This is a genomic window from Mangrovicoccus algicola, from assembly GCF_014903745.1.
GTDB lineage: Bacteria > Pseudomonadota > Alphaproteobacteria > Rhodobacterales > Rhodobacteraceae > Mangrovicoccus > Mangrovicoccus algicola.
Genome location: NZ_JACVXA010000041.1, coordinates 24,280 through 45,308, shown reverse-complemented (window position 1 = coordinate 45,308; position 21,029 = coordinate 24,280). Strand labels below are relative to the sequence as shown.

The 21,029-nt window shown below is 70.0% G+C and carries 21 protein-coding genes, 1 tRNA gene and 1 pseudogene; 17 read left to right on the top strand and 6 right to left on the bottom strand.

What is annotated here, in order from left to right; translation table 11 throughout:
• Nucleotides 1-393: pseudogene (locus ICN82_RS13555) on the bottom strand (hypothetical protein); the annotation flags it as partial.
• 168 nt (nucleotides 394-561) lie between these two features.
• Here ICN82_RS13555 and ICN82_RS13550 point away from each other — a divergent pair.
• The 6 genes from ICN82_RS13550 to lexA all read left to right on the top strand — a co-directional run bounded on the left by ICN82_RS13550 (nucleotide 562) and on the right by lexA (nucleotide 5,385).
• The gene (locus tag ICN82_RS13550) at nucleotides 562-1,143 is read left to right on the top strand and encodes an anthranilate synthase component II (RefSeq protein ID WP_193183677.1); all 582 of its coding nucleotides are present in this window, start codon (nucleotides 562-564) and stop codon (nucleotides 1,141-1,143) included.
• Nucleotides 1,140-2,162: an anthranilate phosphoribosyltransferase gene (gene trpD / locus ICN82_RS13545; protein WP_193183675.1), complete on the top strand. Its 1,023-nt coding sequence runs from the start codon at nucleotides 1,140-1,142 to the stop codon at nucleotides 2,160-2,162. Before ICN82_RS13550 ends, trpD begins: the two co-directional genes overlap by 4 nt.
• Complete coding sequence (gene trpC / locus ICN82_RS13540) at nucleotides 2,159-2,974, top strand: indole-3-glycerol phosphate synthase TrpC (RefSeq protein ID WP_193183673.1); 816 nt, start codon at nucleotides 2,159-2,161, stop codon at nucleotides 2,972-2,974. The genes trpD and trpC overlap by 4 nt, the downstream gene beginning before the upstream one ends.
• Nucleotides 2,974-3,447 carry a cyclic pyranopterin monophosphate synthase MoaC gene (gene moaC, locus ICN82_RS13535; protein ID WP_193183671.1) on the top strand — a complete coding sequence of 158 codons (474 nt, stop codon included), beginning with the start codon at nucleotides 2,974-2,976 and terminating at the stop codon, nucleotides 3,445-3,447. Before trpC ends, moaC begins: the two co-directional genes overlap by 1 nt.
• Nucleotides 3,444-4,619, top strand: a complete 1,176-nt coding sequence (locus ICN82_RS13530) for a molybdopterin molybdotransferase MoeA (RefSeq protein ID WP_193183669.1) — start codon at nucleotides 3,444-3,446, stop codon at nucleotides 4,617-4,619. Before moaC ends, ICN82_RS13530 begins: the two co-directional genes overlap by 4 nt.
• Before the next feature lie 79 nt (nucleotides 4,620-4,698).
• A complete protein-coding gene (gene lexA / locus ICN82_RS13525; RefSeq protein WP_193183667.1) occupies nucleotides 4,699-5,385 on the top strand; it encodes a transcriptional repressor LexA in 687 nt (228 codons plus the stop codon).
• A 219-nt stretch (nucleotides 5,386-5,604) separates the two neighbouring features.
• Here lexA and ICN82_RS13520 read toward each other — a convergent pair whose 3' ends face one another.
• Nucleotides 5,605-7,677: a ComEC/Rec2 family competence protein gene (locus ICN82_RS13520; RefSeq protein ID WP_330999005.1), complete on the bottom strand. Its 2,073-nt coding sequence runs from the start codon at nucleotides 7,675-7,677 to the stop codon at nucleotides 5,605-5,607.
• Between the two features lie 161 nt (nucleotides 7,678-7,838).
• On the opposite strand from ICN82_RS13520, the gene gltX reads away from it, so the two are divergent.
• The 8 genes from gltX (at nucleotide 7,839) to ICN82_RS13480 (ending at nucleotide 17,435) form a co-directional block, all read left to right on the top strand.
• On the top strand, nucleotides 7,839-9,254 hold the full coding sequence (gene gltX, locus ICN82_RS13515) for a glutamate--tRNA ligase (protein ID WP_193183665.1): 1,416 nt from the start codon (nucleotides 7,839-7,841) through the stop codon (nucleotides 9,252-9,254).
• Nucleotides 9,255-9,329: 75 nt separating this feature from the next.
• Nucleotides 9,330-10,634 (top strand): citrate synthase, encoded by a 1,305-nt coding sequence (gene gltA, locus ICN82_RS13510; protein ID WP_193183663.1) that lies wholly within the window; start codon nucleotides 9,330-9,332, stop codon nucleotides 10,632-10,634.
• A 191-nt stretch (nucleotides 10,635-10,825) separates the two neighbouring features.
• The gene (locus tag ICN82_RS13505; RefSeq protein WP_193183661.1) at nucleotides 10,826-12,136 is read left to right on the top strand and encodes a pectate lyase family protein; all 1,311 of its coding nucleotides are present in this window, start codon (nucleotides 10,826-10,828) and stop codon (nucleotides 12,134-12,136) included.
• 70 nt (nucleotides 12,137-12,206) lie between these two features.
• Entirely contained in the window at nucleotides 12,207-12,779 is a 573-nt protein-coding gene (locus ICN82_RS13500) for a pseudouridine synthase (RefSeq protein ID WP_193183659.1), read from the top strand.
• A gap of 105 nt (nucleotides 12,780-12,884) precedes the next feature.
• The gene (locus tag ICN82_RS13495; protein ID WP_193183657.1) at nucleotides 12,885-13,508 is read left to right on the top strand and encodes a paraquat-inducible protein A; all 624 of its coding nucleotides are present in this window, start codon (nucleotides 12,885-12,887) and stop codon (nucleotides 13,506-13,508) included.
• Nucleotides 13,484-14,113, top strand: a complete 630-nt coding sequence (locus ICN82_RS13490) for a paraquat-inducible protein A (RefSeq protein WP_193183655.1) — start codon at nucleotides 13,484-13,486, stop codon at nucleotides 14,111-14,113. Before ICN82_RS13495 ends, ICN82_RS13490 begins: the two co-directional genes overlap by 25 nt.
• Complete coding sequence (locus ICN82_RS13485; protein WP_193183653.1) at nucleotides 14,110-16,863, top strand: MlaD family protein; 2,754 nt, start codon at nucleotides 14,110-14,112, stop codon at nucleotides 16,861-16,863. The genes ICN82_RS13490 and ICN82_RS13485 overlap by 4 nt, the downstream gene beginning before the upstream one ends.
• Before the next feature lie 2 nt (nucleotides 16,864-16,865).
• Nucleotides 16,866-17,435 (top strand): PqiC family protein, encoded by a 570-nt coding sequence (locus tag ICN82_RS13480; protein WP_193183652.1) that lies wholly within the window; start codon nucleotides 16,866-16,868, stop codon nucleotides 17,433-17,435.
• Between the two features lie 218 nt (nucleotides 17,436-17,653).
• On the opposite strand, the gene ICN82_RS13475 is transcribed toward ICN82_RS13480, so the two are convergent.
• A tRNA-Tyr gene (locus ICN82_RS13475) sits at nucleotides 17,654-17,737 on the bottom strand.
• Nucleotides 17,738-17,863: 126 nt separating this feature from the next.
• Here ICN82_RS13475 and ICN82_RS13470 point away from each other — a divergent pair.
• The 3 genes from ICN82_RS13470 to ICN82_RS13460 all read left to right on the top strand — a co-directional run bounded on the left by ICN82_RS13470 (nucleotide 17,864) and on the right by ICN82_RS13460 (nucleotide 19,619).
• The gene (locus ICN82_RS13470; protein ID WP_193183650.1) at nucleotides 17,864-18,643 is read left to right on the top strand and encodes a TrmH family RNA methyltransferase; all 780 of its coding nucleotides are present in this window, start codon (nucleotides 17,864-17,866) and stop codon (nucleotides 18,641-18,643) included.
• Nucleotides 18,640-18,936: a hypothetical protein gene (locus tag ICN82_RS13465; RefSeq protein ID WP_193183648.1), complete on the top strand. Its 297-nt coding sequence runs from the start codon at nucleotides 18,640-18,642 to the stop codon at nucleotides 18,934-18,936. The genes ICN82_RS13470 and ICN82_RS13465 overlap by 4 nt, the downstream gene beginning before the upstream one ends.
• Before the next feature lie 251 nt (nucleotides 18,937-19,187).
• Nucleotides 19,188-19,619 (top strand): CoA-binding protein, encoded by a 432-nt coding sequence (locus ICN82_RS13460; protein WP_193183646.1) that lies wholly within the window; start codon nucleotides 19,188-19,190, stop codon nucleotides 19,617-19,619.
• Between the two features lie 36 nt (nucleotides 19,620-19,655).
• Here ICN82_RS13460 and ICN82_RS13455 read toward each other — a convergent pair whose 3' ends face one another.
• The 3 genes from ICN82_RS13455 to ICN82_RS13445 form a co-directional block, all read right to left on the bottom strand.
• Nucleotides 19,656-19,967 carry a phosphoribosyl-ATP diphosphatase gene (locus ICN82_RS13455; protein WP_193183643.1) on the bottom strand — a complete coding sequence of 104 codons (312 nt, stop codon included), beginning with the start codon at nucleotides 19,965-19,967 and terminating at the stop codon, nucleotides 19,656-19,658.
• Nucleotides 19,964-20,725: an imidazole glycerol phosphate synthase subunit HisF gene (gene hisF / locus ICN82_RS13450; RefSeq protein WP_193183641.1), complete on the bottom strand. Its 762-nt coding sequence runs from the start codon at nucleotides 20,723-20,725 to the stop codon at nucleotides 19,964-19,966. Before hisF ends, ICN82_RS13455 begins: the two co-directional genes overlap by 4 nt.
• A 68-nt stretch (nucleotides 20,726-20,793) precedes the next feature.
• Complete coding sequence (locus ICN82_RS13445) at nucleotides 20,794-21,012, bottom strand: hypothetical protein (protein WP_193183640.1); 219 nt, start codon at nucleotides 21,010-21,012, stop codon at nucleotides 20,794-20,796.
• Nucleotides 21,013-21,029: the final 17 nt, after the last annotated feature.

Here is a 21,029-nt window from a genome sequence, read left to right as displayed (position 1 = left end):
CACCGCGGCTGGCGGCGCGGCAGCCCCGTCCCGCTCCGTCGGCCCGATCCGCAGGAGCACGGGCGGGGCAACGGCGCTGAGATCGATCAGTGCGGGCGCAGGCGGCGCGGCAAGCGCGGGCAGCGCCGTTCCGGCGGAAAGGGCAACGGGCCGCGGCGGCGGGACCGGGCGGGACGGGGCCCCCGCATCATGGAAGATCCGCGCTGCCCCCGGCGGAGCTGGCGCAACCGCCGCGGCCGGTTGCGGCGCGACCGGCGGCAGGACCTGCCGGACCACCGGCGCCGCACCGGGGGGCACGGGCTTGGCCTGCTCGATCTGCACGGCCGCCATCGCCAGAAGAACCGCCGCGACCGCCAGCCCGAAGACCAGCCCGGCCAGTACGCCCCGCGTCACCCGTCCCAAGTTTTCCGTCCCGTTTCCATCGCCTGCCCTGCCCAGCCTGTCAGTCCTGCCTGCCGCGGACAAGACCGGATCGCGCCGCGCCCGCCGCCTTGCCGCCCCGCGCCCCTTGACCATGATGGCCCGAAGGGTGCAACTGCGTTCCAGACCGAAGGACCCGCCATGCTGCTGCTCATCGATAACTACGACAGTTTCACCTATAACCTGGTGCATTATTTCGGCGAACTCGGCGCCGGGGTGGAGGTGCATCGCAACGACGCGCTGAGCGTGGAGGCCGCGCTGGCGCTGCGCCCCGCGGGGATCGTGCTGTCGCCCGGCCCCTGCGATCCGGCCCAGGCCGGGATCTGCCTTGATCTGACGCGCGCCGCCGCGCGCGAGGGCATTCCGCTTTTCGGGGTCTGCCTGGGCCACCAGACCATCGGCGAGGCCTTCGGCGGCAAGGTGGTGCGCGCCGGCGAGATCGTGCATGGCAAGATGGGCCATATCCACCATGCGGGCGGCGGCGTCTTCGCCGGGCTGCCCTCGCCGCTGCAGGGCACGCGCTATCACTCGCTGATCGTGGAACGCGACAGCCTGCCCGACTGCCTGGAGGTGACGGCCTGGCTGGAGGATGGCACGATCATGGGGCTGCGCCACCGCAACCTGGCCGTGGAAGGCGTGCAGTTCCACCCCGAGAGCATCCGCAGCGAGCATGGACACCAGATGCTCAAGACTTTCCTCGACGGGCTGAAGGAACCGGCATGAGCGACGATATCAAACCCCTGATCGGCAGGGCGGCGGCCGGGCCCCTGACCCGCGACGAGGCACAGGCGGCCTTCCTTGCGCTGTTCGAGGGCCGCGCGACGCCGGCGCAGATCGGCGGTTTCCTCATGGCGCTGCGCACCCGCGGCGAGACGGTGGACGAAATCGCCGCCGCCGCGCAGGTGATGCGCTCCAAGTGCAGCCCCGTGACGGCGCCCGCGGGCGCCATTGACATCGTGGGAACCGGCGGCGACGGCAAGGGGACGCTGAACATCTCCACCGCGGCGGCCTTCGTCGTGGCGGGCGCGGGCGTCGCGGTGGCCAAGCACGGCAACCGCAACCTGTCCTCGAAATCGGGCTCCGCCGATGCGCTGGCGCAGATGGGCGTCGATGTCATGGTGTCCCCCGCCGTGGTGCAGCAGGCGCTGGATGCCTGCGGCATCGCCTTCATGATGGCGCCGATGCATCACCCGGCGATGAAGCATGTCGGCCCCGCGCGGGTCGAGCTGGGCACGCGCACCGTGTTCAACGTCCTGGGACCGCTGACCAATCCGGCGGGCGTCAGGTACCAGCTGACCGGCGCCTACACGGCCGCGCTGATCCGGCCCATGGCCGAGGTTCTGGGCGCGCTGGGGTCGGAGCGCGCCTGGCTGGTCCATGGCTCGGACGGCACGGACGAGCTGACCATCACCGGCACCTCCGAGGTGGCCGAGCTGAAGGACGGGGCGGTCAACAGTTTCCGCGTCCATCCCGAGGATGCGGGACTGCCGGTCCATCCCTTCGAGGAGATCGTCGGCGGCACCCCCGCGCAGAACGGTGCGGCCTTCCGGGCGCTGCTGGAGGGGACGGCCTCGGCCTATCGCGACGCGGTGCTGCTGAACTCGGCCGCGGCGCTGGTGATCGCCGGACGCGCGGGCGGTCTGAAGGAAGGCGCGGCGCTGGCCGCGGAAAGCATCGACAGCGGCGCAGCCCTGGGCAAGGTCCAGGCGCTGGCGCGCATCACATCGGAGGTGGCCGCATGAGCGAGACCGTCCTGGACCGCATCAAGGCCTACAAGCTGGAGCATGTCGCCGCCTGCAAGCAGGCCGTGCCGCTCTCCGAGATCGAGGCCCGCGCCCGCAGCGCCTCGCCGGTGCGCCCCTTTGCCCGCGCGCTGCACGAGGCCAGCCAGCAGGGCTATGGCCTGATCGCCGAAGTCAAGAAAGCCAGCCCTTCCAAGGGGCTGATCCGCCCCGATTTCGATCCGCCCGCCATCGCCGCCGCCTATGAGGAAGGCGGCGCGACCTGCCTCTCGGTGCTGACCGACGGGCCCAGCTTCCAGGGCGCCGACGACTACCTGGTGGCGGCGCGCGGGGCGGTCAGCCTGCCGGTGCTGCGCAAGGATTTCATGTACGACACCTACCAGGTGGCCGAGGCGCGCAGCCTGGGCGCGGATTGCATCCTGATCATCATGGCCAGCGTCTCGGACGCGCAGGCGCAGGAGCTGGAAGCCGCCGCCGCGGATTGGGGCATGGACGCGCTGATCGAGGTGCATAACCAGGAGGAACTGGAGCGGGCCAGCCTGCTGAAATCCACCCTCCTGGGGATCAACAACCGCAACCTCAAGACATTCGAGACCTCGCTGGACACCACGCGGACCCTGGCCAAGCTGGCGCCGATCGACCGGCTTCTGGTGGGCGAGAGCGGGCTGTTCACCCGCGAGGACCTGGCCGACATGGCGCGCTTCGGCGTGCGCTGCTTCCTGATCGGGGAAAGCCTGATGCGGCAGGAGGATGTCGCCATGGCCACGCGCGACCTGCTGTCCCAGCCCCTGACCGCGCATGGGGGCATGTGATGCTGACCCATTTCGATGCCAAGGGCGATGCGCATATGGTCGATGTCTCGGGCAAGGCCGTGACCGCCCGCACCGCCCGGGCCGAGGGCGCGGTGCGGATGTCACCCGAGACGCTGCGCCTTGTCACCGAGGGCACGGCGAAGAAGGGCGACGTTCTGGGCGTGGCGCGGCTGGCCGGGATCATGGGGGCCAAGCGGACCGCCGATCTGATCCCGCTCTGCCACCCGCTGCCCGTCACCAGCGTCTCGGTGGAGCTCAGCCCGGACGCGACGCTGCCGGGCGTGCGGATCGAGGCCACCGTGAAGACGACCGGCCAGACCGGCGTCGAGATGGAGGCGCTGACCGCCGTGTCGACCGCCGCGCTGACCGTCTATGACATGCTGAAGGCCGCCCAGAAGGACATGGAGATCCTCGGCATCCGCGTCATGCTGAAGGAGGGCGGCAAGTCCGGCCGCTACGAGGCCGCCCCGTGATTTCCGTCGAGGAGGCGCTGGCGCGGCTCTTCGCGCTGGTGGAGCCGACCGGCGCCGAGACGGTGCCGCTGCGCGCCGCCGCCGGACGGGTGCTGGCGCGCCCGGCCATCGCCCGCCGCACCCAGCCGCCCTTCGCCGCTTCGGCCATGGACGGATATGCGCTGCGTCCGCAGGACCTGCGGCCCGGGGCGGTCCTGCGGGTGATCGGCGAGGCCGCCGCCGGGGGCGGGCACGATCGACCGGTGCAGCCCGGAGAGGCCGTGCGCATCTTCACCGGCGCCCCTGTCCCGGCCTCCGCCGGGCATGTCGTGATCCAGGAGGATGTCCTGCGCGAGGGCGACCGCATCACCATCGGCGACCGGCCGGGCGCGGGCAGCAACATCCGCCCCGCTGGAGGGGATTTCACCGAAGGGATGCAGATGCTGCCTGCCGGCAGGCGTCTGGGGCCGGCGGAGATTGCCCTTCTGGCGGCGATGAACCTGCCCGCAGCGGACGTCGCGCGCAAGCCGCGGGTGGCGCTGATCTGCACCGGCGACGAACTGGTCATGCCCGGCGAGACGCCCGGCCCGTCGCAGATCGTCGCCTCCAATGCTTTCGGGCTGATCGCCATGATCGAGGCCGCGGGCGGGATCGCGCATCTGCTGCCCATCGCCCGCGACAGCGAGGACAGCCTGGGCCAGTGTCTCGACCTGGCGGCCGGGGCCGACCTGGTCGTCACCTGCGGCGGGGCGTCCGTCGGCGATCATGACATCGTGGCCTCCGTGGCGCAGGCGCGCGGCCTGAGCCTGGACTTCCACAAGGTCGCGATGCGCCCGGGCAAGCCGCTCATGGCAGGACGCATGGGCCGTGCGGCGATGCTGGGCCTGCCCGGCAATCCGGTCAGCGCTCTGGTCTGCGGCCGGATCTTCCTGCTGCCGATGCTCGAGGCGATGCTGGGCCTGCCGGCCCGCGCCGTGCCGCGCCGCCGCAGCCCGCTGGCCCGGCCGCTCCCGGCCAATGGCCCGCGGGAACATTACATGCGTGCCGCCATGGGCCCTGCGGGGCTCGCGCCGCTTGCCAGCCAGGACAGCAGCCTGCTGAGCGTGCTGGCGGCGGCCGATGCGCTGCTGGTGCGGCCGCCGGGGGACCCGGCGCGGCAGCCGGGCGAAGAGGTCGAATACATCCCGCTGTGACGGGTCTTCTTGACACAAACCGGGAACGCGCCTAGAACATTTGTCAAACTAAACCAGAACCTGGAAATGGCACCGGCTGATGTTGACGAAGAAGATGCTCGAACTGCTGGAATTCATCCATGAGAGGCAGAGCCGCGACGGCGTCCCGCCCTCCTTCGACGAGATGAAGGACCACCTCGGCCTGCGATCCAAATCCGGGATTCACCGGCTGATTACCTCGATGGAGGAACGCGGCTATCTGCGGCGCCTGCCGCACAAGGCCCGCGCGATCGAGATCCTCCGCCTTCCCGACACGCTCGCCAATCCCGGTTTCGCCCCGCGGGTCATCGAGGGATCGCGCGGCGGCGAGGCTCCGGCGGGGGCGATCGCGGTGGATCATGGCGGTGCCTGGGATATCCCCCTGCAGGGCCGCATCGCGGCCGGAGGCCCGATCGAGGCGGTGCGGCAGGAGGAATCCGTCACCGTGCCGGGCAGCATGCTCAGCCGCGGCGGCAACCATTACGCGCTGGAGGTCCAGGGCGACTCGATGATCGATATCGGGATCAATGACGGCGATATCGTAGTGATCCGCGAAGGCAGTTCCGCCGAGAACGGCGAGATCGTCGTCGCCAAGATCGACGACGAGACCGTGACGCTGAAACGCTATCGTCGGCGGGGCCGGACCATCGCGCTGGAACCGGCCAATGCCGCGCATGTCGTCCAGACCTATTCCGAGGACCGCGTGCAGATCCAGGGCAGGCTCGTCGGGCTGATCCGCACCTACTGACCCCGCGCTGTCCCGCGCCGGGCCGCGCAGGCGGACCCGGCGCCCCCCGGGGGAAGCACACCGGTCTGCGGCATGTCCGCGGGCGCGGCGACAAGGGCGGGACTCGTCTTACCTCCGGATCCGCAGGCGCCGTCCGGCAATCCCGATCCCCGCATGCCTGCCAGGCGGTGCCTGGACGAAAACCGGTGCGCCGCCGGACCGGGCCTGGGCCTGCGTCGCTCAGCTGCCCGCGCCGGGCCCCGGCAGGCGCGGCCCGCGAAGGGCCTCCCTGCCCGCCCTGCCCGTCCAGGGCCGCTGCCCGGCGCGCTTTGCCGCCGTCACCAGGTAAAGATCCCCGCCGGGCCCGTTTCGCAGCGCGACGGAGCCGGTTTCGGCCAGACGGTTGCGGTCCAGCACGAGGCACGCTTCCCCCTCCGCCGCGGCCTCGCCGGGCGTGACGACCAGGTCCGCCCCGGCACAGGGATCGGCCCGGCGGCGCAGCTGTGCGGCCGACAGCTGCCGCAGCCGCAGCCCGGCCAGCTCCGCCTCGAACCCCGCCGGACCGGGTCGGGCCGCCGCCTCCGGCAGGCGGCCATCCCCGTCGTTTTCCAGCCAGGCGCGGGCGGCATAGCCGTCTCCGCCGGATTTGTTCAGCACCCGTCCCCCCGGCTCCAGCACGCCGACCAGCCCGCCGCTGGCGGAGATGAGCACCGCGGGGCGCTGGGTTCCCGCCCAGAGCCACAGCGCGGCGACGACCGGCAGCAGCCCCGCCCAGCGGCCGCGCCCCTGCCACAGGATCACCACCAGCGCCCCGCCGGCGATCAGCGGCAGCACCGCGGGCGCGGGCGCCACGACCGGGCGCACCGCGCCTTCCAGCGCGGCGACCCGCGCGGCCACGGCCAGGATCCAGCTGCATCCCGCCCCCATCGCCCAGAGCGCCGGACCCGCCAGCCCGAACGGTGCCAGGCAGGCGGCCAGCACCGCGGCAGGCACCACGAGAAGCCCCATCACCGGGACGGCCATGAGATTGGCCGGCACGCCCCATTGCGCGATCTGGTTGAACTGCGCCGCGCCGATCGGTGCGGTTGCCGCCCCCGCCACGGCAGAGGAAAGAGCCAGCGCCAGAACGGGCCTCAGAAGCCGCGGCGCGCGCGGAAGCGGCGCATCGCGCAGGCAGCAGAAGGCCCAGACCAGCGCGCTGGTCGCGGCAAAGGACATCTGGAACCCGACATTCAGCAGGCTTTCCGGACGCGCCGCCAGGATCAGGATGGCCGCCACCGCCACCGCCCGCAGCGTCAGCGCCCTGCGGTCCAGAAGCACCGCCCCCAGCATCACCGCCGCCATGACATAGGCCCGGCGGGTCGCGATGCTGCCGCCCGACAGCGCCAGATAGGCCGTCGCCGCCGCCAGGGCCACGATCGCCGCCGCCTTGCGCCCGTCGATCCTGAGCGCCAGGCGGGGCACCGCCGCGATGGCCCGGCGCAGCACGAGGAAGACGAAGCCGGTCAGCAATCCCATATGCAGCCCCGAGATGGCCAGAAGATGCGCCAGGTTGCTGGCGCGCATCGCATCCATCGTCGCCCGGTCCAGCCCGAGGCGGTCGCCGGTCACCACCGCCGCGGCGAAGGCCCCCGCCTGCCCCGGAATGCCGGTGCGTATGGCCTGCGACAGCTGCGCCCGGAACCCCGCGATTCTCATGGCCGGACCGTCGCGGATGGCAGGCTCCAGGGCCAGGACCGGCGTGCGGGAATAGCCCACCGCCCCGAGTCTCTCGAACCAGGCGAGGCGGCGGAAATCGAAGCCGCCGGGCTCCGCCGGGCCCATCGGCGGCGACAGATGCGCGGTCAGGATGACGGTCTTGCCCGGCTCCAGCGAGGTATGGGGCATGTCGGCCGAAAGCGAGACCCGCACCGTGGCGGGCAGCCGCGCGGGCGCGGTATCGGCCAGCATGACCCGGTCCAGGGTGATCCGGATGCGGTCGCTGAGCGACCGGTCGATCTTCAGGATCCGCCCCTCCACCGGCCCGTAATAGCGGAAGGACAGCACCGGCGCGGCAACCTGGTGGCTGCGCCAGGCGGCCAGCGCCCCGCCCGCCAGCACCAGCGACAGCCCCAGCAGCAGCGGCGCGAGCGATTCCGCCGCGCGCCGCGCGCCGAGCACCAGCAGCGCCGCCGCCCCCCAGGCGGCCGGGCGCATCCAGTCCGCGGGCTCCGCGGGCAGCGCGAAATACCCGCCGATCCCGCAGCCCAGCATCACCGGCACCCAGGGAAACAGATGTCCGCGTTGCGCAGCGATCAGCATGTCGAGCGGCACGAGGGGCCTCCGGGCCGGAACTGTCCTGCATACCGCAGTGCCGCCTCATGGTTTACAGACCGTTAACGCCAGCCGGGCCCCGGCCCGCCGGCGGGCGCTTTACCCGGTGCGGCCGAGCGACTAAACCGGCGGCCAATCGAGCAAGACACGAGGTCCGTTCCATGGCTGATGCCCCCGTCGTGACGAGGTTCGCCCCCTCGCCCACCGGATTCCTGCATATCGGCGGCGCGCGCACCGCGCTGTTCAACTGGCTCTTCGCCCGCGGCCGCGGCGGCCGGTTCCTGCTGCGCATCGAGGATACCGACCGCGCGCGGTCGACCCCGGAGGCCACCGCCGCGATCATCGAGGGCATGGCCTGGCTGGGGCTGGACCATGACGGCGAGATCGTCAGCCAGTTCGAGCGCGCGCCGCGCCACGCCGAAGTGGCGCTGCAGATGCTGGAAACGGGCCATGCCTATCGCTGCTATGCCACCCAAGACGAGATCCAGGCCTTCCGCGATGCGGCCAGGGCCGAGGGCCGCAGCACCCTCTTCCAGTCGCCCTGGCGCGATGCCGATCCGGCAGACCGGCCGGATGCGCCCTACGTGGTCCGGCTGAAGGCCCCGCGCGACGGCGAGACGGTGATCCGCGACCAGGTGCAGGGCGATGTCACCTTCCGCAACGACCAGCTCGACGACATGGTGCTGCTGCGCTCGGACGGCACGCCCACCTACATGCTGGCGGTGGTGGTGGATGACCATGACATGGGTGTCACGCATGTGATCCGCGGCGACGACCACCTGGCCAATGCCGCACGCCAGGGCCAGATCTACGCCGCGATGGGCTGGGACCTGCCGGTCTGGGCGCATATCCCGCTGATCCACGGGCCCGACGGCAAGAAGCTGTCCAAGCGGCACGGCGCGCTGGCGGTCGAGGAATACCGCGCCATGGGCTACCCGGTGGAAGGGCTGCGCAACTACCTGACGCGGCTGGGCTGGAGCCATGGCGATGACGAGGTCTTCACCACCGCCCAGGCGCTGGACTGGTTCGGCTTCGAGGGCATGAACAAGGCACCCGCGCGGTTCGATTTCAAGAAACTGGAAAACGTTTCGGGCCATCATCTGGCGATGATGGAGGACGAGGCGATCCTGGCCGAGCTGGACGGATTTCTTGCTGCGACCGCGAAGCCGCCGCTTGACGGGATCCGGCGCGACCGGCTCTCGGCTGCGATGTATTGCCTCAAAGACCGCGCCAAGACCTGGGGCGATCTTCTTGAAAAGGGGGAATTCGCCCTCGCCTCCCGGCCGATCCAGCCGGATGCGAAGGCCGCCGCCGCCCTTGACGCTGTATCCATTGGTATACTGGTCGAATTGACGCCGCAGCTGCAAAGTGCTAGCTGGAGCCGCAATGATCTGGAGGCGGTGATCGCCAGCTTCATGGACCCTCGGGAACTCAAATTCGGCAAGCTTGCCGGACCGCTGCGGGCCGCGCTTGCAGGCCGGACGGCGACCCCGAGCGTCTATGACATGATGCTCGTCCTGGGCCGGGAGGAAACTCTTGCCCGCCTCGAAGACGTATTTTCCTCTGGCCGGGACTGACCCGGCCGGCGCAAGACATACCCATCGCCTGTCCGCCCCGCTCCGGGACGGCAGGTCGGCAAAGGAGGGATGCCAATGCCTGATACTGCGCAACCGGCCAAGACCGCGACCCTGACCTTCGGGGACAAGACCGTGGAATTGCCGATGATGTCGCCCACGCTGGGCCCGGATGTCATTGACATCCGCAAGCTCTATGCCCAGGGCGACGTGTTCACCTACGATCCCGGATTCACCTCCACCGCGTCCTGCGAGTCGACCATCACCTTCATCGATGGCGAAGAGGGCGTGCTGCTGCATCGCGGCTACCCGATCGACCAGCTTGCCGGGAAATCGCATTTCCTCGAGGTCTGCTACCTGCTGCTTTACGGCGAACTGCCGACCGGCGCGCAGCTCGAGGATTTCGAGAGCCGCGTCACCAAGCACACGATGCTGCACGAGCAGATGCAGAACTTCTTCCGCGGCTTCCGCCGGGATGCCCACCCGATGGCGATCATGGTGGGCGTGGTCGGCGCCATGTCGGCCTTCTACCATGACAGCACCGACATCTCCGATCCCTGGCAGCGCGAGGTCGCCTCGATCCGCCTGATCGCGAAAATGCCGACCATCGCGGCCTGGGCCTACAAGTACCATGTCGGCCAGCCCTTCGTGTATCCGCGCAACGATATCGACTACGCGTCGAACTTCCTGCGCATGTGCTTCTCGGTTCCCGCCGAGGATTACGAGGTGAACCCGATCCTCAGCCGCGCGATGGACCGGATCTTCACGCTGCACGCGGATCACGAGCAGAACGCCTCGACCTCGACCGTGCGCCTGGCCTCCTCCTCGGGCGCCAATCCCTTCGCCTGCATCGCCGCCGGCATCGCCTGCCTCTGGGGTCCCGCCCATGGCGGCGCCAACCAGGCCTGCCTGGAGATGCTGAAGGAAATCGGCACGGTCGACCGCATCCCGGAATTCATCGCCCGCGCGAAGGACAAGAACGATCCCTTCCGCCTGATGGGCTTCGGGCACCGGGTCTACAAGAACCGCGACCCGCGCGCGACGGTGATGAAGGAATCGGCGGACGAGGTGCTGGGCCTTCTGGGCGTCGAGAACAACCCGCTGCTGCAGGTTGCCAAGGAACTGGAAAAGACCGCGCTGGAAGACCCCTACTTCATCGAGAAGAAGCTCTTCCCGAATGTCGATTTCTATTCCGGCATCATCCTGGAGGCGATGGGCTTCCCGACCTCGATGTTCACGCCGATCTTCGCGGTCTCCCGCACCGTCGGCTGGATCTCGCAGTGGAAGGAAATGCTGGGCGATCCGGCACAGAAGATCGGCCGTCCGCGCCAGCTTTACGTCGGCGCCGCCGAGCGCGACTACGTGGATGTCGAAGACCGCTGAGAGCATGCCTTCGCGCCGCTGAGCGGTCGCGACACGTTAATGCAAAGCCCCGGCCGCAGCGCCGGGGCTTTCGCGTCTGCGGGCGCCGGCCCGGGGTCTTCCGTTTCGTCCATCCGGTTTCGGTCATTGGGTCGGACCCACTGGCATACTAGCCTGTGATCCGAGGATATCCGACGGTCAGGGAGGACCACATGTCACGCGCACTCATCGCCCTTCTGGCGGGCAGCACCGCCTTTGCGGCCTATGCCGCCGAACCGCTCTCCGAGGAGGTGCTGGCGCTGGCCGCCGCCCCCGCCGCCACCGGCTGGGCAACGGTGGAGGGCGGCACGACCGGCGGCGCCGGGGCGGAGCCGGTCATCGTCACCAGCCGCGCCGAACTGGTCGCCGCGCTCGGCGGCGACAACCTGGAGAATGCCGCCAATGCCGAGGCGGCGGTCATCGTCATCGACGGGGTGATCGACCTGACCGCCGATGATGCGGGCGCGCCGCAGGATGCGTCCGCCTTCGCCGCCGAGGGCTATGACGAGGCCGCCTATATCGACGCCTATTCCCCCGAGGCCTGGGGCCGCGACAAGGAACCCGAAGGCGCGCTGGAGGAGGCGCGCGAAGCCTCCGAACAGGCGCAGAAGGCCCATTCCATGATCCGCGTGGGGTCCAACAAGACGCTGATCGGCCTGCCGGGCGCGAAGATCATCAACGGCACGCTGCTGCTGAAGGGCGTGGAGAACGTCATCATCCGCAACATCGCCTTCGAGGACAGCTGGGATTTCTTCCCGCAATGGGACCCCACGGATGGCAGCCAGGGGAACTGGAACGCCGAATACGACCTGATCTCGATCGAGGACGAGACGCGCCATGTCTGGATCGACCACTGTTCCTTCTCCGACGGGGCGCGCCATGACGACAGCATTCCGCAGGTCTTCGGCCGGGTGCACCAGCATCATGACGGGCTGATCGACGTCAAGAACGGCGCCAGCCTGGTCACCGTGTCGAACAGCCATTTCTTCGACCATGACAAGACCCATATCATCGGCTCCTCCGACAGCCGCACCGAGGATCGCGGGCGGCTGAAGGTGACGCTGACCGGCAACTGGTACGACAATGTCCGCCAGCGCCTGCCGCGCGTGCGCTATGGCGAGGTTCATGTCTTCGGCAATCTCTACACCCCCACCGATAGCGGGCCCTATGCCTTCGACTACGCGCTGGGGGCGGGCAAGGAATCGCAGGCCCTGTCCGAGGCCAATGCCTTCGTGCTGCCCGAGGGGATGGATCCGTCGAAGATCATCAAGCATTACAAGGGCGAGCGCATCGAGGATCGCGGATCGCTGGTCAATGGAGAGGCGGCCGACCTGGTGGCGCTTTACAATGCCGCCAATCCCGACAAGACGCTGGAGGCCGGCGCCGGGTGGGAGCCGCCCTATGAGTACGAGCTGCCCGACCCGGCCGGGCTGGCCGAGGCCATCCCCGCCAGCGCGGGTCCCACGCTTCTGGGCGACGACTGACCGCGGCCGGGCGGGGCCTGCCCCGCCCGTCACGCTTGAGCGCGGCGGCCGAAGCTGCTAGCGCCGCGCCATGGCCCGCACGATCCTGTTCAACAAGCCCTTCGGCGTGCTGTCGCAATTCACCGACAGCTCCACCGCCGCCTCGCCCTCGCCGACGCTTTCGGCCTTCATCGACCTGCCCGGCGTCTACCCGGCGGGGCGGCTGGACAAGGACAGCGAGGGGCTGATGGTGCTGACCGATGACGGGCGGCTGCAGGCGCGGCTGGCCGAGCCCCGCCACAAGACCGCCAAGACCTACTGGGTTCAGGTGGAGGGCCTGCCCGAGCCCGCGGCGCTGGAGGCGCTGGCGGCCGGCGTGGAGCTGAAGGACGGCCCGACCCGGCCCGCCAGGGTGCGCGCCATCGCGGAACCGGCCGGGTTGTGGCCGCGCGATCCGCCGGTGCGGTTCCGCAAGACGGTGCCCGACAGCTGGCTGGAGATCACCATCACCGAAGGGCGCAACCGCCAGGTCCGGCGCATGACCGCCGCGATCGGGCATCCGACGCTGCGGCTGATCCGGGCGGCGATCGGGCGATGGCGCCTGGAGGGGCTGGCGCCGGGCCGGTGGCAGGAGGCCCCGGCTGTTCCGCCGGGGCGGGCCTGATCCCGGACGCGGCCGAATGTCACCCTGCCCCGCACCAGCGCGGAACCGGGCCGCGAACCCGCTATATGGCTTTGACAGTCCCTCCCCGCTTTCCGATGGTAAGGCATGACGAGCACGAGCCCCGATCCCGCGCGACTGGTCGCCTGCCCGACCTGCGACACGCTGTTCCACGCGGATCTTCTGACCGCGGGCCGGACCGCGACCTGCAGCTGCTGCGGCACGGTGATCTTCGCCCCGCGCAACGGCGCGATCCGCACCGTGCTTGCCCTGGCCGTCGCGGCGCTGGTGCTGATGGCGGTCGCGCTCGGCTTTCCGTTCCTGACCATGACCGCCAGCGGGCTGACCACCCAGGCCTCGGTGATCGACGCGGTGGCCAGTTTCGCCGTGGATGACATGGCGCCGCTGAGCCTGGCGATCGGCCTGCTGATCGTGCTGCTGCCCAGCCTGCGCCTGTGCCTTCTGATCTACGTCACCCTGCCGCTGGCCCTGGGACGCCGCCCCTGGCCCCGGGCGCGCGAGGCCTTCCGCATGAATGTCGAGCTGCGTCCCTGGTCGATGGCCGAAATCTTCATGGTCGGCGTCGCCGTCGCCATGGTAAAGGTCGCCGACATGGCCACGATCAGCTTCGGCCCGGCCTTCTGGGCGATGGCGGCCGTCGCCACGCTTCTGGCCGCAAAGGACGCCGTCACCTGCGAGAGAACCCTTTGGCACATGCTGCGCCCCGCCTGACCGCGCGCCGCGCGGGGCTGGTGGCCTGCCGCCACTGCGCCCATGTCTGGCCCGCCGGAACCCCCGTCTGCGGCGTCTGCCGCGCGAGCCTGACCTCGCGGGCGCCGCACAGCCTCCAGAGGGTCTGGGCCTGGTGGGTCGCGGGGGTCGTGACGTATATTCCGGCCAACCTGTTCCCGATGATGAAGACCAGCATGCTGGGCGACGAGACCGCCTCGACCATCATCGGCGGGGTGCTCGACCTGCTGCACCATGATGCCGCCTTCGTCGCGGCGGTGGTCTTCCTGGCCTCGGTCTGCATTCCGCTGGGCAAGTTCCTGGCCATCGCCTGGATCGCCCTGGCCCTGCGGCGCCCGGCCGGGTCGGTTCCCGCGCATCAGCTTCACCGCGTCCACGCCCTGGTCGAGTTCATCGGCCGATGGTCAATGATCGACGTCTTCGTGGTCGCCATCCTTTCGGCGCTGGTCCAGTTCTCGGTGGTGGTCAGCATCCATCCGGGCCTGGCCGCGATCAGCTTTGCCTGTTCGGTCGGTTTCACCATGCTCTCCGCCCAGAGCCTGGATCCGCGCCTCATCTACGACGCCAGCGAACAGGGCAGGACATGAGTGACGAGATACCCCGGATGGAAATCAGCAGTCCCGGCGGCAAGGGCCGCCCGAGCCTGTCGCTTGTCTGGCTGGTTCCCATGGCGGCCGTGGCCGTCGCGCTGTTCATCGCCTGGCAGACCTATGCCGCGCGCGGGCCGGTGATCGAGGTGCGGTTCAACCAGGCAAGCGGGCTGACCGCCGGGCAGACCCAGCTGAAATTCCGGTCGCTGACCGTCGGCACGGTGGAGGAGCTGACCTTCACCGATGACCTGGCCGCCGTGGTCGCCCATATCCGCCTGGACAAGTCCATCGCATCCTATATCGACCAGGACGCGCAGTTCTGGATCGTGCAGCCGCAGGTGACGGCGCGCGGGGTCTCGGGGCTGGACACCGTGCTGTCGGGCGTCTTCATCGAGGGCAGCTGGGACAGCACCCCCGGAGAGGAACGCCGCGAATTCGAGGGCACGGACGAGCCGCCGCTGGTGCGCAACGGGCAGGAAGGCACGGTCGTCACGCTCAGGGCCATGCAGGGCGGGCGCATCCAGGCCGGCGCGCCGGTGGTCTATCGCGGCGTGACGGTGGGCGAGCTGGACGAACCCAAGCTGGCCGAGGACGGCTCGGGCGTCACCGCCCATGCCTTCATCAACGCCCCCTATGACAAGCTTGTCACCTCCACCTCGCGATTCTGGTCGGTGGGCGGATTCTCGGTGAATGTCGGCGCAGGCGGGCTACGGCTCGACGTGGGCAACATCGCCTCGCTGATCGAGGGCGGCGTGACCTTCGGGACGGTGGGACTGCCGGGCAGCCCGCTGGGCCCGAATGCCGCCTTCACCGTGCATCCCGACGAGGAGACGGCCCGGCGCAGCATCACCCCCGAGGACCGCACCGACGAGGTGCTGTTCTCCGCGATCTTCGAGGGCGCGCTCGGCGGGCTGGAACTGGGCGCGCCGGTCGAAATGGCGGGCGTCCAGGTCGGCCAGGTGCTGAACATGGTGAATGTCGCCGACGAGGATGGCGAGGCCGAGCCGCGGCTGCGCGTCGATATCGGTCTGCGCGCCCAGCCGCTGGGCCTGCCCCAGACCGATGGCGAGGAAGAGGTCCGCAGCTATATCGCGGCCCAGGTCAGCGAGGGGCTGCGCGCCGAGCTGACCGTGGAAAGCCTGTTCTCGGGGGGGCTGAAGATCGTCCTGTCGGAGGATGGCGACATCCCGGCCGGCGAGATGGAGACCATCGCCGAGGGCTATCCGGTCATTCCCACGGTGCCGGTCGACGTTTCCAGCCTGAACGCCTCGGCCCAGGGGATCGCCGACCGCATCGCCGCGCTGCCGATCGAGGACCTCATGGACAGCGTGACCGGCCTGATCGACAGCGCCAATGCCCTGATCAGCTCCCCTGGCATCCAGGAGGTGCCCGGTGCCGTGGTCGGCGTGCTGGGCAGCGCGCAGGCCAAGGTCGACGCCCTGGACCTGGAGCCGCTGATGGCCGATCTCACCGGCGCGGTCGCCGATCTGCGCGGGGTCATCTCCGGCATCGGCAGCGACCGGAACCTGGAGCGGGTCGATACCCTGCTGGCCGAGCTGGAAACCGCCGCGGCGGAACTGGGGCCGCTGATGCAATCCGCGCGCGGCGTCACCGACACGGCCGGCGAATTGCAGCTTCAGGGGCTGGTCGACAGCGCGCAGGGCACGCTGGACGCGGTGCAGGCCGTGGCCGCCTCGCCCGAGACCCGGGCCCTGCCCGGAGAGATCGGCGCGGTGCTGGCCGAGGCGCGGGAGCTGCTGGCCTCCGAAGGGGTGCAGGCGCTGCCGGGCCGGGCCGATGCCGCCATCTCCGCCGCCACGGATGTGCTGACGCGGGTGCGCGATTCCGGCGGGCTGACCGATGCGCTGGCGGCGCTGGAGCGGCTGGACACCATTGCCGCCTCGATCGAGACGACCGCCAGCGGACTGCCCGAGCTGCGCCAGCAGATCGCCGATGTCCTGGGCAAGGTGCAGGCGCTGGAGCTGCAGCCGCTGGTGGATGCGGCCACCACGACGGCGGAGGGGCTGGCCGCGCTGGCGGCGGCGCCCGAGACCCAGGCCCTGCCCGGCACGATCAACGGCACGCTGAACGAGGCCCGCGGGCTGATCGCCTCCGAGGGGGTGCGCGCCCTGCCCGGAGAGGTGTCCGGGGCGGTGGCCGGGCTGCGGCAGGTCATCGACCAGGTCAACGGCTCGGACGGGGTCAATTCCCTGGTCGCCGCGCTGGAGCGCCTGGATGCCATCACCGCCTCGATCGAGGGCACGGCCGCGGGGCTGCCGGAACTGCGCGACCAAATCAGCGAGCTGGTGGCCAAGGCGGATTCCCTGCCGGTCGAGGAGCTGGTGCAAAGCGCCGACGCGCTTCTGGCGACGACTGACAGCTTCCTGTCCCAGCCCGAGACCCGCGCCCTGCCCGGTTCGCTCAACGGCACGCTGGACGAGCTGACGCTGAGCCTGTCCGAACTGCGCGAGGGGGGCACGGTGGAAAACGTGAATGCCACGCTGCAATCGGCCGCCGAGGCCGCCGATGCGATATCGGCCGCCGCCGCCACCCTGCCGGAGCTGTCCGCGCGGCTGAACGGGCTGGTCACCACCGGCGAAGGCCTGCTGGCCAGCTATGGCGACCGGTCGCGGTTCAACGCCCAGACCCTGGCCGCACTGAACGACCTGCGCGAGGCAGCGAAGGCCGTCACCTCGCTGGCGCGCACCATCGAACGCAATCCATCCGCGCTGATACGGGGGCGCTGACCATGAAGAACTTCACCATCCTGCCGATCCTGATGCTGCTGGGGGTTGCGGGCTGCACCTCGCCGCCCACCCAGTACCAGCTGGACGCGCCGACTTCCGATCTGCGGCTGCGCGCCGTCGTCTCCTCGCTGGAGGTGCGCGACGTGTCGCTGCCGCAATACGCCTCGGCGGCCGACGGCATCGCGCTGCAGCAGCCGGACGGCTCGGTCAAGGCCGATCCCAAGGAAGTCTGGGCCGATACGCCGGAACGCGCCACGACGCTGGCGCTGGCGCGCAACCTCGCCGCCATCACCGGGACCCGCGTGGCGGCCGAACCCTGGCCCTTCGCCGATCTGCCCGCCGCGTCAGTCACGGTCGTGGTGGAACGGTTCCTGGCCGCGCAGGGAACCGGGCTGCGGCTGCAGGGGGCCTATGCGATCTCGCCGGTGGGCAGCAGCCTGTCGGATCGCGGCGGACGCTTCGACATCGCCATCCCCCTGCCCGAGAACGCCGCCACCACCGATATCGCCCGCGCCCATGGCCTGGCCATCGAAAGGCTGGCCGAGGAAATCGCGCGCCGCATCTCCGGCTAGGATCGGCCGAGCTGCCCGGGCCGCCCCGAAAGGCGCGGTCCGGTGCGGGCACAAGCCTGACATGGGGCGCGCGCCGCGCCGCGGGATCTGATCCGGCTGCGCGACAGGCTCGCCTCGGCGAAAAAGGAGTGCTATCAAGTTTTCAGGATGATTCCCACGCGACATGTCCGGGCGTCCTGCCCCGTCATTGTCCCGCCACCTGCCCCGCGAAGGGGTGGTGGTGGGCGACCCTGGAATCGAACCAGGCGTGGGTCTCCCCGGCGGAGTTACAGTCCGCTGCCGCACCTTGCAGCTCGTCGCCCTGACGTGTGTGGGGTGATCTACCTATAGCGGCGGGGGGGGTCAAGCAGGAAATTTCAGGAAAATCGCTTGCCCTTGCATCCCCCGTCCCGCATCTGTCCGCAAAGCCGCAGAGCCGGGAAAAAGCCATGAAAAAGCCCCAATGGGTGATCGAGAAAGAGCGGTCGCGCCGCGCCGCCGCCGCCGAAACCTTCTGGATGTTCGGCATCCATGCCGTGCGCGACGCGCTGGCCAATCCGATGCGCGACAAGCTGCGCCTGGTGCTGACCAGGAATGCCGCCGACCGGCTGGCCGATGCCCTGCCCGGGGCCGGGATCGAGCCCGAGATCGCGGATGCGCGCAAGTTTCCCGTCCCGCTGGATCCGGGATCTGTCCACCAGGGCGCGGCCGTCGAGGTGCGTCCGCTGGACTGGGGCGCCGTGGAGGATGTCTGCCGTCCCGGCGGCGCGCAGCCGCTGGTCGTGGCGCTGGACCGGGTGACCGATCCGCATAACGTGGGTGCCATCCTGCGGTCGGCCGAGGTGTTCGGCGCCCGAGCGGTGATCGCGCCCTCGCGCCATTCCGCCCCCGAGACCGGCGCGCTGGCCAAGACCGCCTGCGGCGCGCTGGAGCGCCAGCCCTATCTGCGGGTGCGGAACCTCGCCGACACGCTGGAAGCGCTGATCGGCATGGGCTACCGCGCCGTCGGGCTGGATGGCGAGGCCGACCATACCCTGGCCGAGGCGGCCGCCGCCTGCGCGGGCGAGCCTGTCGTCCTGGTGCTCGGCGCCGAGGGCCCGGGCCTGCGCGACCGCACGCGCGACACCTGCCAGATCATGGCGCGCGTGCCCTTCGCCGGGGAATTCGGGTCGCTCAACGTGTCGAACGCGGCGGCGGTCGGGCTTTACGCCATGGCCGCGCGCGGATGAGCCAGCCGCGGATCGCCACCTGCTGCTATTGCGGGCGCCGCGACACGCTGATCCTGGCCGGAAGGCAGCGCCACGAACTGGCCTGCGCGGGCTGCGGCGCGCCGCTGAGCGACCTCAAGGCGATCCGCTGCGATGCGGGGGGCCACAGGCAGACCCGGCCCAAGCCTCCGCCCCACAGCCTCCCGGGGCCGGGGGCGGAGCTTGCCCGGCTGCTGCAGGGCAAGGCCGGACGGCGGATCAAGAAACGCCTTATGAAGAAGGCGATCGGCGCCGTTCTGGACGTGCTGGACTGAACCTCCGGGGTTCGGGCGATCACATTCCGGGGAGCACCCCTTTGACGCGCATCCCGGCCGCCTATGTCTTTCAGGAACGCGGACGGCCGGAACTCCGCCGCGTCTTCACTGTCCCTCGTTCCGCACTTTCCGCCCGGGCTTCGGCCCGGGCTTTTTTCCGCCTCGCCCCTTGCCCGGCGGCACTAGGCGGATTGCCGCAACCCCGCCAAGGCCCTTTGCCAGCCGTCGCGATTGGGCATATGGCTTCGGCCATGATCGAAGACGATGCCCAGATTGCCGAGATCCTCCGCCGCACCCAGGTCGTGGCCTGTGTCGGTTTCTCGGCCAATCCCGACCGCCCCAGCCATTACGTCTCGCAATTCCTCGTTTCGCAGGGAAAGCGTGTCGTGCCCGTCAATCCCGGCCTGGCAGGGCAGGATTTCCTCGGCCAGCGGATCTATGCGACCCTGTCGGACATTCCGCCGGACATCCCCGTCGACATGGTCGACGTGTTCCGCCGGCTGGAGCACGTGCCGGATGTGGTGGACGAAGCGCTCTTCGCGCTGCCGCAGCTGCGCACGATCTGGCTGCAGCTGGGACTGCGCGACGAGGCCACCGCGCAGATGGCGACCGCCCGCGGCATCGATGTCGTGCAGGACCGCTGCCCCAAGCAGGAATATCCGCGCCTCGGGCTAATGGCCTGAACCGCCCTGTGGGGCCGCCCGGCGGTCCTTGCCCTGTCAGCCGCGCGCGGCCTTCTCGGCAATGCCCGAGACGCCCTGGCGGCGCGACAGTTCATCCAGCACCTCCGCCAGGCGCACGTCGCGCGATTCCAGCATCACCAGCAGGTGATAGAGCACATCCGCCGCCTCGTAGACCAGGTTCTCCCGGTCGTCCTTGGCCGCCGCGATGATCGCCTCGATCGCCTCCTCGCCGAATTTCTCGGCGCATTTCTCGGGCCCCTTGGCGAAAAGCTTCGCCGTCCAGGAACTGTCCGGATCGGCCCCCTTGCGCGCGGCGATGGTGGCGGCCAGGTCTTCGAGAACGCTCATGACAGCCTCACGGGGATGCCGGCCGCGGCCATATGCGCCTTGGCCTCGCCGATGGTGAATTCGCCGAAATGGAAGATCGAGGCGGCGAGGACCGCACTGGCCCCGCCCTCGGTCACGCCCTCGATCAGATGGTCCAGCGTCCCGACCCCGCCGGAGGCGATCACCGGCACCGGAACCGCATCGGAAATCGCCCGGGTCAGCCCCAGGTTGAACCCCGCCCGCGTGCCGTCGCGATCCATCGAGGTCAGCAGGATCTCGCCCGCGCCCTTCTCCACCACGGTCCGCGCGAATTCCACGGCATCGATGCCGGTGGGGCGGCGGCCGCCATGGGTGAAGATCTCCCAGCGGCCGGGCTCCACCGTCTTGGCATCGATGGCCACCACGATGCACTGGCTGCCAAAGCGCATGGCGGCCTCGGCCACGACATCGGGATTGGCCACGGCCGCCGAGTTGAAGCTGACCTTGTCCGCCCCCGCCAGAAGCAGCGCGCGCACGTCCTCATGGGTCCGCACGCCGCCGCCGATGGTCAGCGGCATGAAGCACTGTTCCGCCGTCCGCGTGGCCAGATCGTACATCGTGCCGCGGTTTTCATGGGTGGCGTTGATATCGAGAAAGCACAGCTCGTCGGCGCCTGCGGCGTCATAGGCGCGCGCAGCCTCCACGGGGTCGCCGGCATCGATCAGATCGACGAAATTGACGCCCTTGACGACACGGCCGTCTTTCACGTCGAGGCAGGGAATGACACGGGTCTTCAGCATGGCCCCGCTCTAGCCTCCCGCCCGCCCGAAGGAAAGCCCGGATCCGCGGCGCGGGGCCCGGCGGCGGTTCAGACCGGCATGTTGTCGTAGAATTCCTCTAGGATCTCGGCCTCCAGGTCGGCCCGGATCTCGCGCAGCCCGGCAGGCACGGGCGCGGCGCGCGCCTCCAGCGCGGCGATCAGGTCCTGGACCTCGGTGAACAGGCGGCGGGTATCGGCATCGCCCGTGCCGGCCACCGCGCGGATGCGCTCCATGTGGCGATGCAGGTCGGTCGGAAACAGCGTCATGATCATCCTCCCCTTGA

What these genes read in the sequence shown, in the direction of transcription:
- gltX (WP_193183665.1), top strand. Translation starts at nt 7,839, where the DNA reads ATGGCTGATGCCCCCGTCGTGACGAGGTTCGCCCCCTCGCCCACCGGA.
- ICN82_RS13485 (WP_193183653.1), top strand. Translation starts at nt 14,110, where the DNA reads ATGAGTGACGAGATACCCCGGATGGAAATCAGCAGTCCCGGCGGCAAG.
- trpD (WP_193183675.1), top strand. Translation starts at nt 1,140, where the DNA reads ATGAGCGACGATATCAAACCCCTGATCGGCAGGGCGGCGGCCGGGCCC.
- lexA (WP_193183667.1), top strand. Translation starts at nt 4,699, where the DNA reads ATGTTGACGAAGAAGATGCTCGAACTGCTGGAATTCATCCATGAGAGG.
- ICN82_RS13465 (WP_193183648.1), top strand. Translation starts at nt 18,640, where the DNA reads ATGAGCCAGCCGCGGATCGCCACCTGCTGCTATTGCGGGCGCCGCGAC.
- gltA (WP_193183663.1), top strand. Translation starts at nt 9,330, where the DNA reads ATGCCTGATACTGCGCAACCGGCCAAGACCGCGACCCTGACCTTCGGG.
- trpC (WP_193183673.1), top strand. Translation starts at nt 2,159, where the DNA reads ATGAGCGAGACCGTCCTGGACCGCATCAAGGCCTACAAGCTGGAGCAT.
- hisF (WP_193183641.1), bottom strand. Translation starts at nt 20,725, where the DNA reads ATGCTGAAGACCCGTGTCATTCCCTGCCTCGACGTGAAAGACGGCCGT.
- ICN82_RS13505 (WP_193183661.1), top strand. Translation starts at nt 10,826, where the DNA reads ATGTCACGCGCACTCATCGCCCTTCTGGCGGGCAGCACCGCCTTTGCG.
- ICN82_RS13455 (WP_193183643.1), bottom strand. Translation starts at nt 19,967, where the DNA reads ATGAGCGTTCTCGAAGACCTGGCCGCCACCATCGCCGCGCGCAAGGGG.
- ICN82_RS13480 (WP_193183652.1), top strand. Translation starts at nt 16,866, where the DNA reads ATGAAGAACTTCACCATCCTGCCGATCCTGATGCTGCTGGGGGTTGCG.
- ICN82_RS13470 (WP_193183650.1), top strand. Translation starts at nt 17,864, where the DNA reads ATGAAAAAGCCCCAATGGGTGATCGAGAAAGAGCGGTCGCGCCGCGCC.
- ICN82_RS13500 (WP_193183659.1), top strand. Translation starts at nt 12,207, where the DNA reads ATGGCCCGCACGATCCTGTTCAACAAGCCCTTCGGCGTGCTGTCGCAA.
- moaC (WP_193183671.1), top strand. Translation starts at nt 2,974, where the DNA reads ATGCTGACCCATTTCGATGCCAAGGGCGATGCGCATATGGTCGATGTC.
- ICN82_RS13550 (WP_193183677.1), top strand. Translation starts at nt 562, where the DNA reads ATGCTGCTGCTCATCGATAACTACGACAGTTTCACCTATAACCTGGTG.
- ICN82_RS13495 (WP_193183657.1), top strand. Translation starts at nt 12,885, where the DNA reads ATGACGAGCACGAGCCCCGATCCCGCGCGACTGGTCGCCTGCCCGACC.
- ICN82_RS13460 (WP_193183646.1), top strand. Translation starts at nt 19,188, where the DNA reads ATGATCGAAGACGATGCCCAGATTGCCGAGATCCTCCGCCGCACCCAG.
- ICN82_RS13445 (WP_193183640.1), bottom strand. Translation starts at nt 21,012, where the DNA reads ATGACGCTGTTTCCGACCGACCTGCATCGCCACATGGAGCGCATCCGC.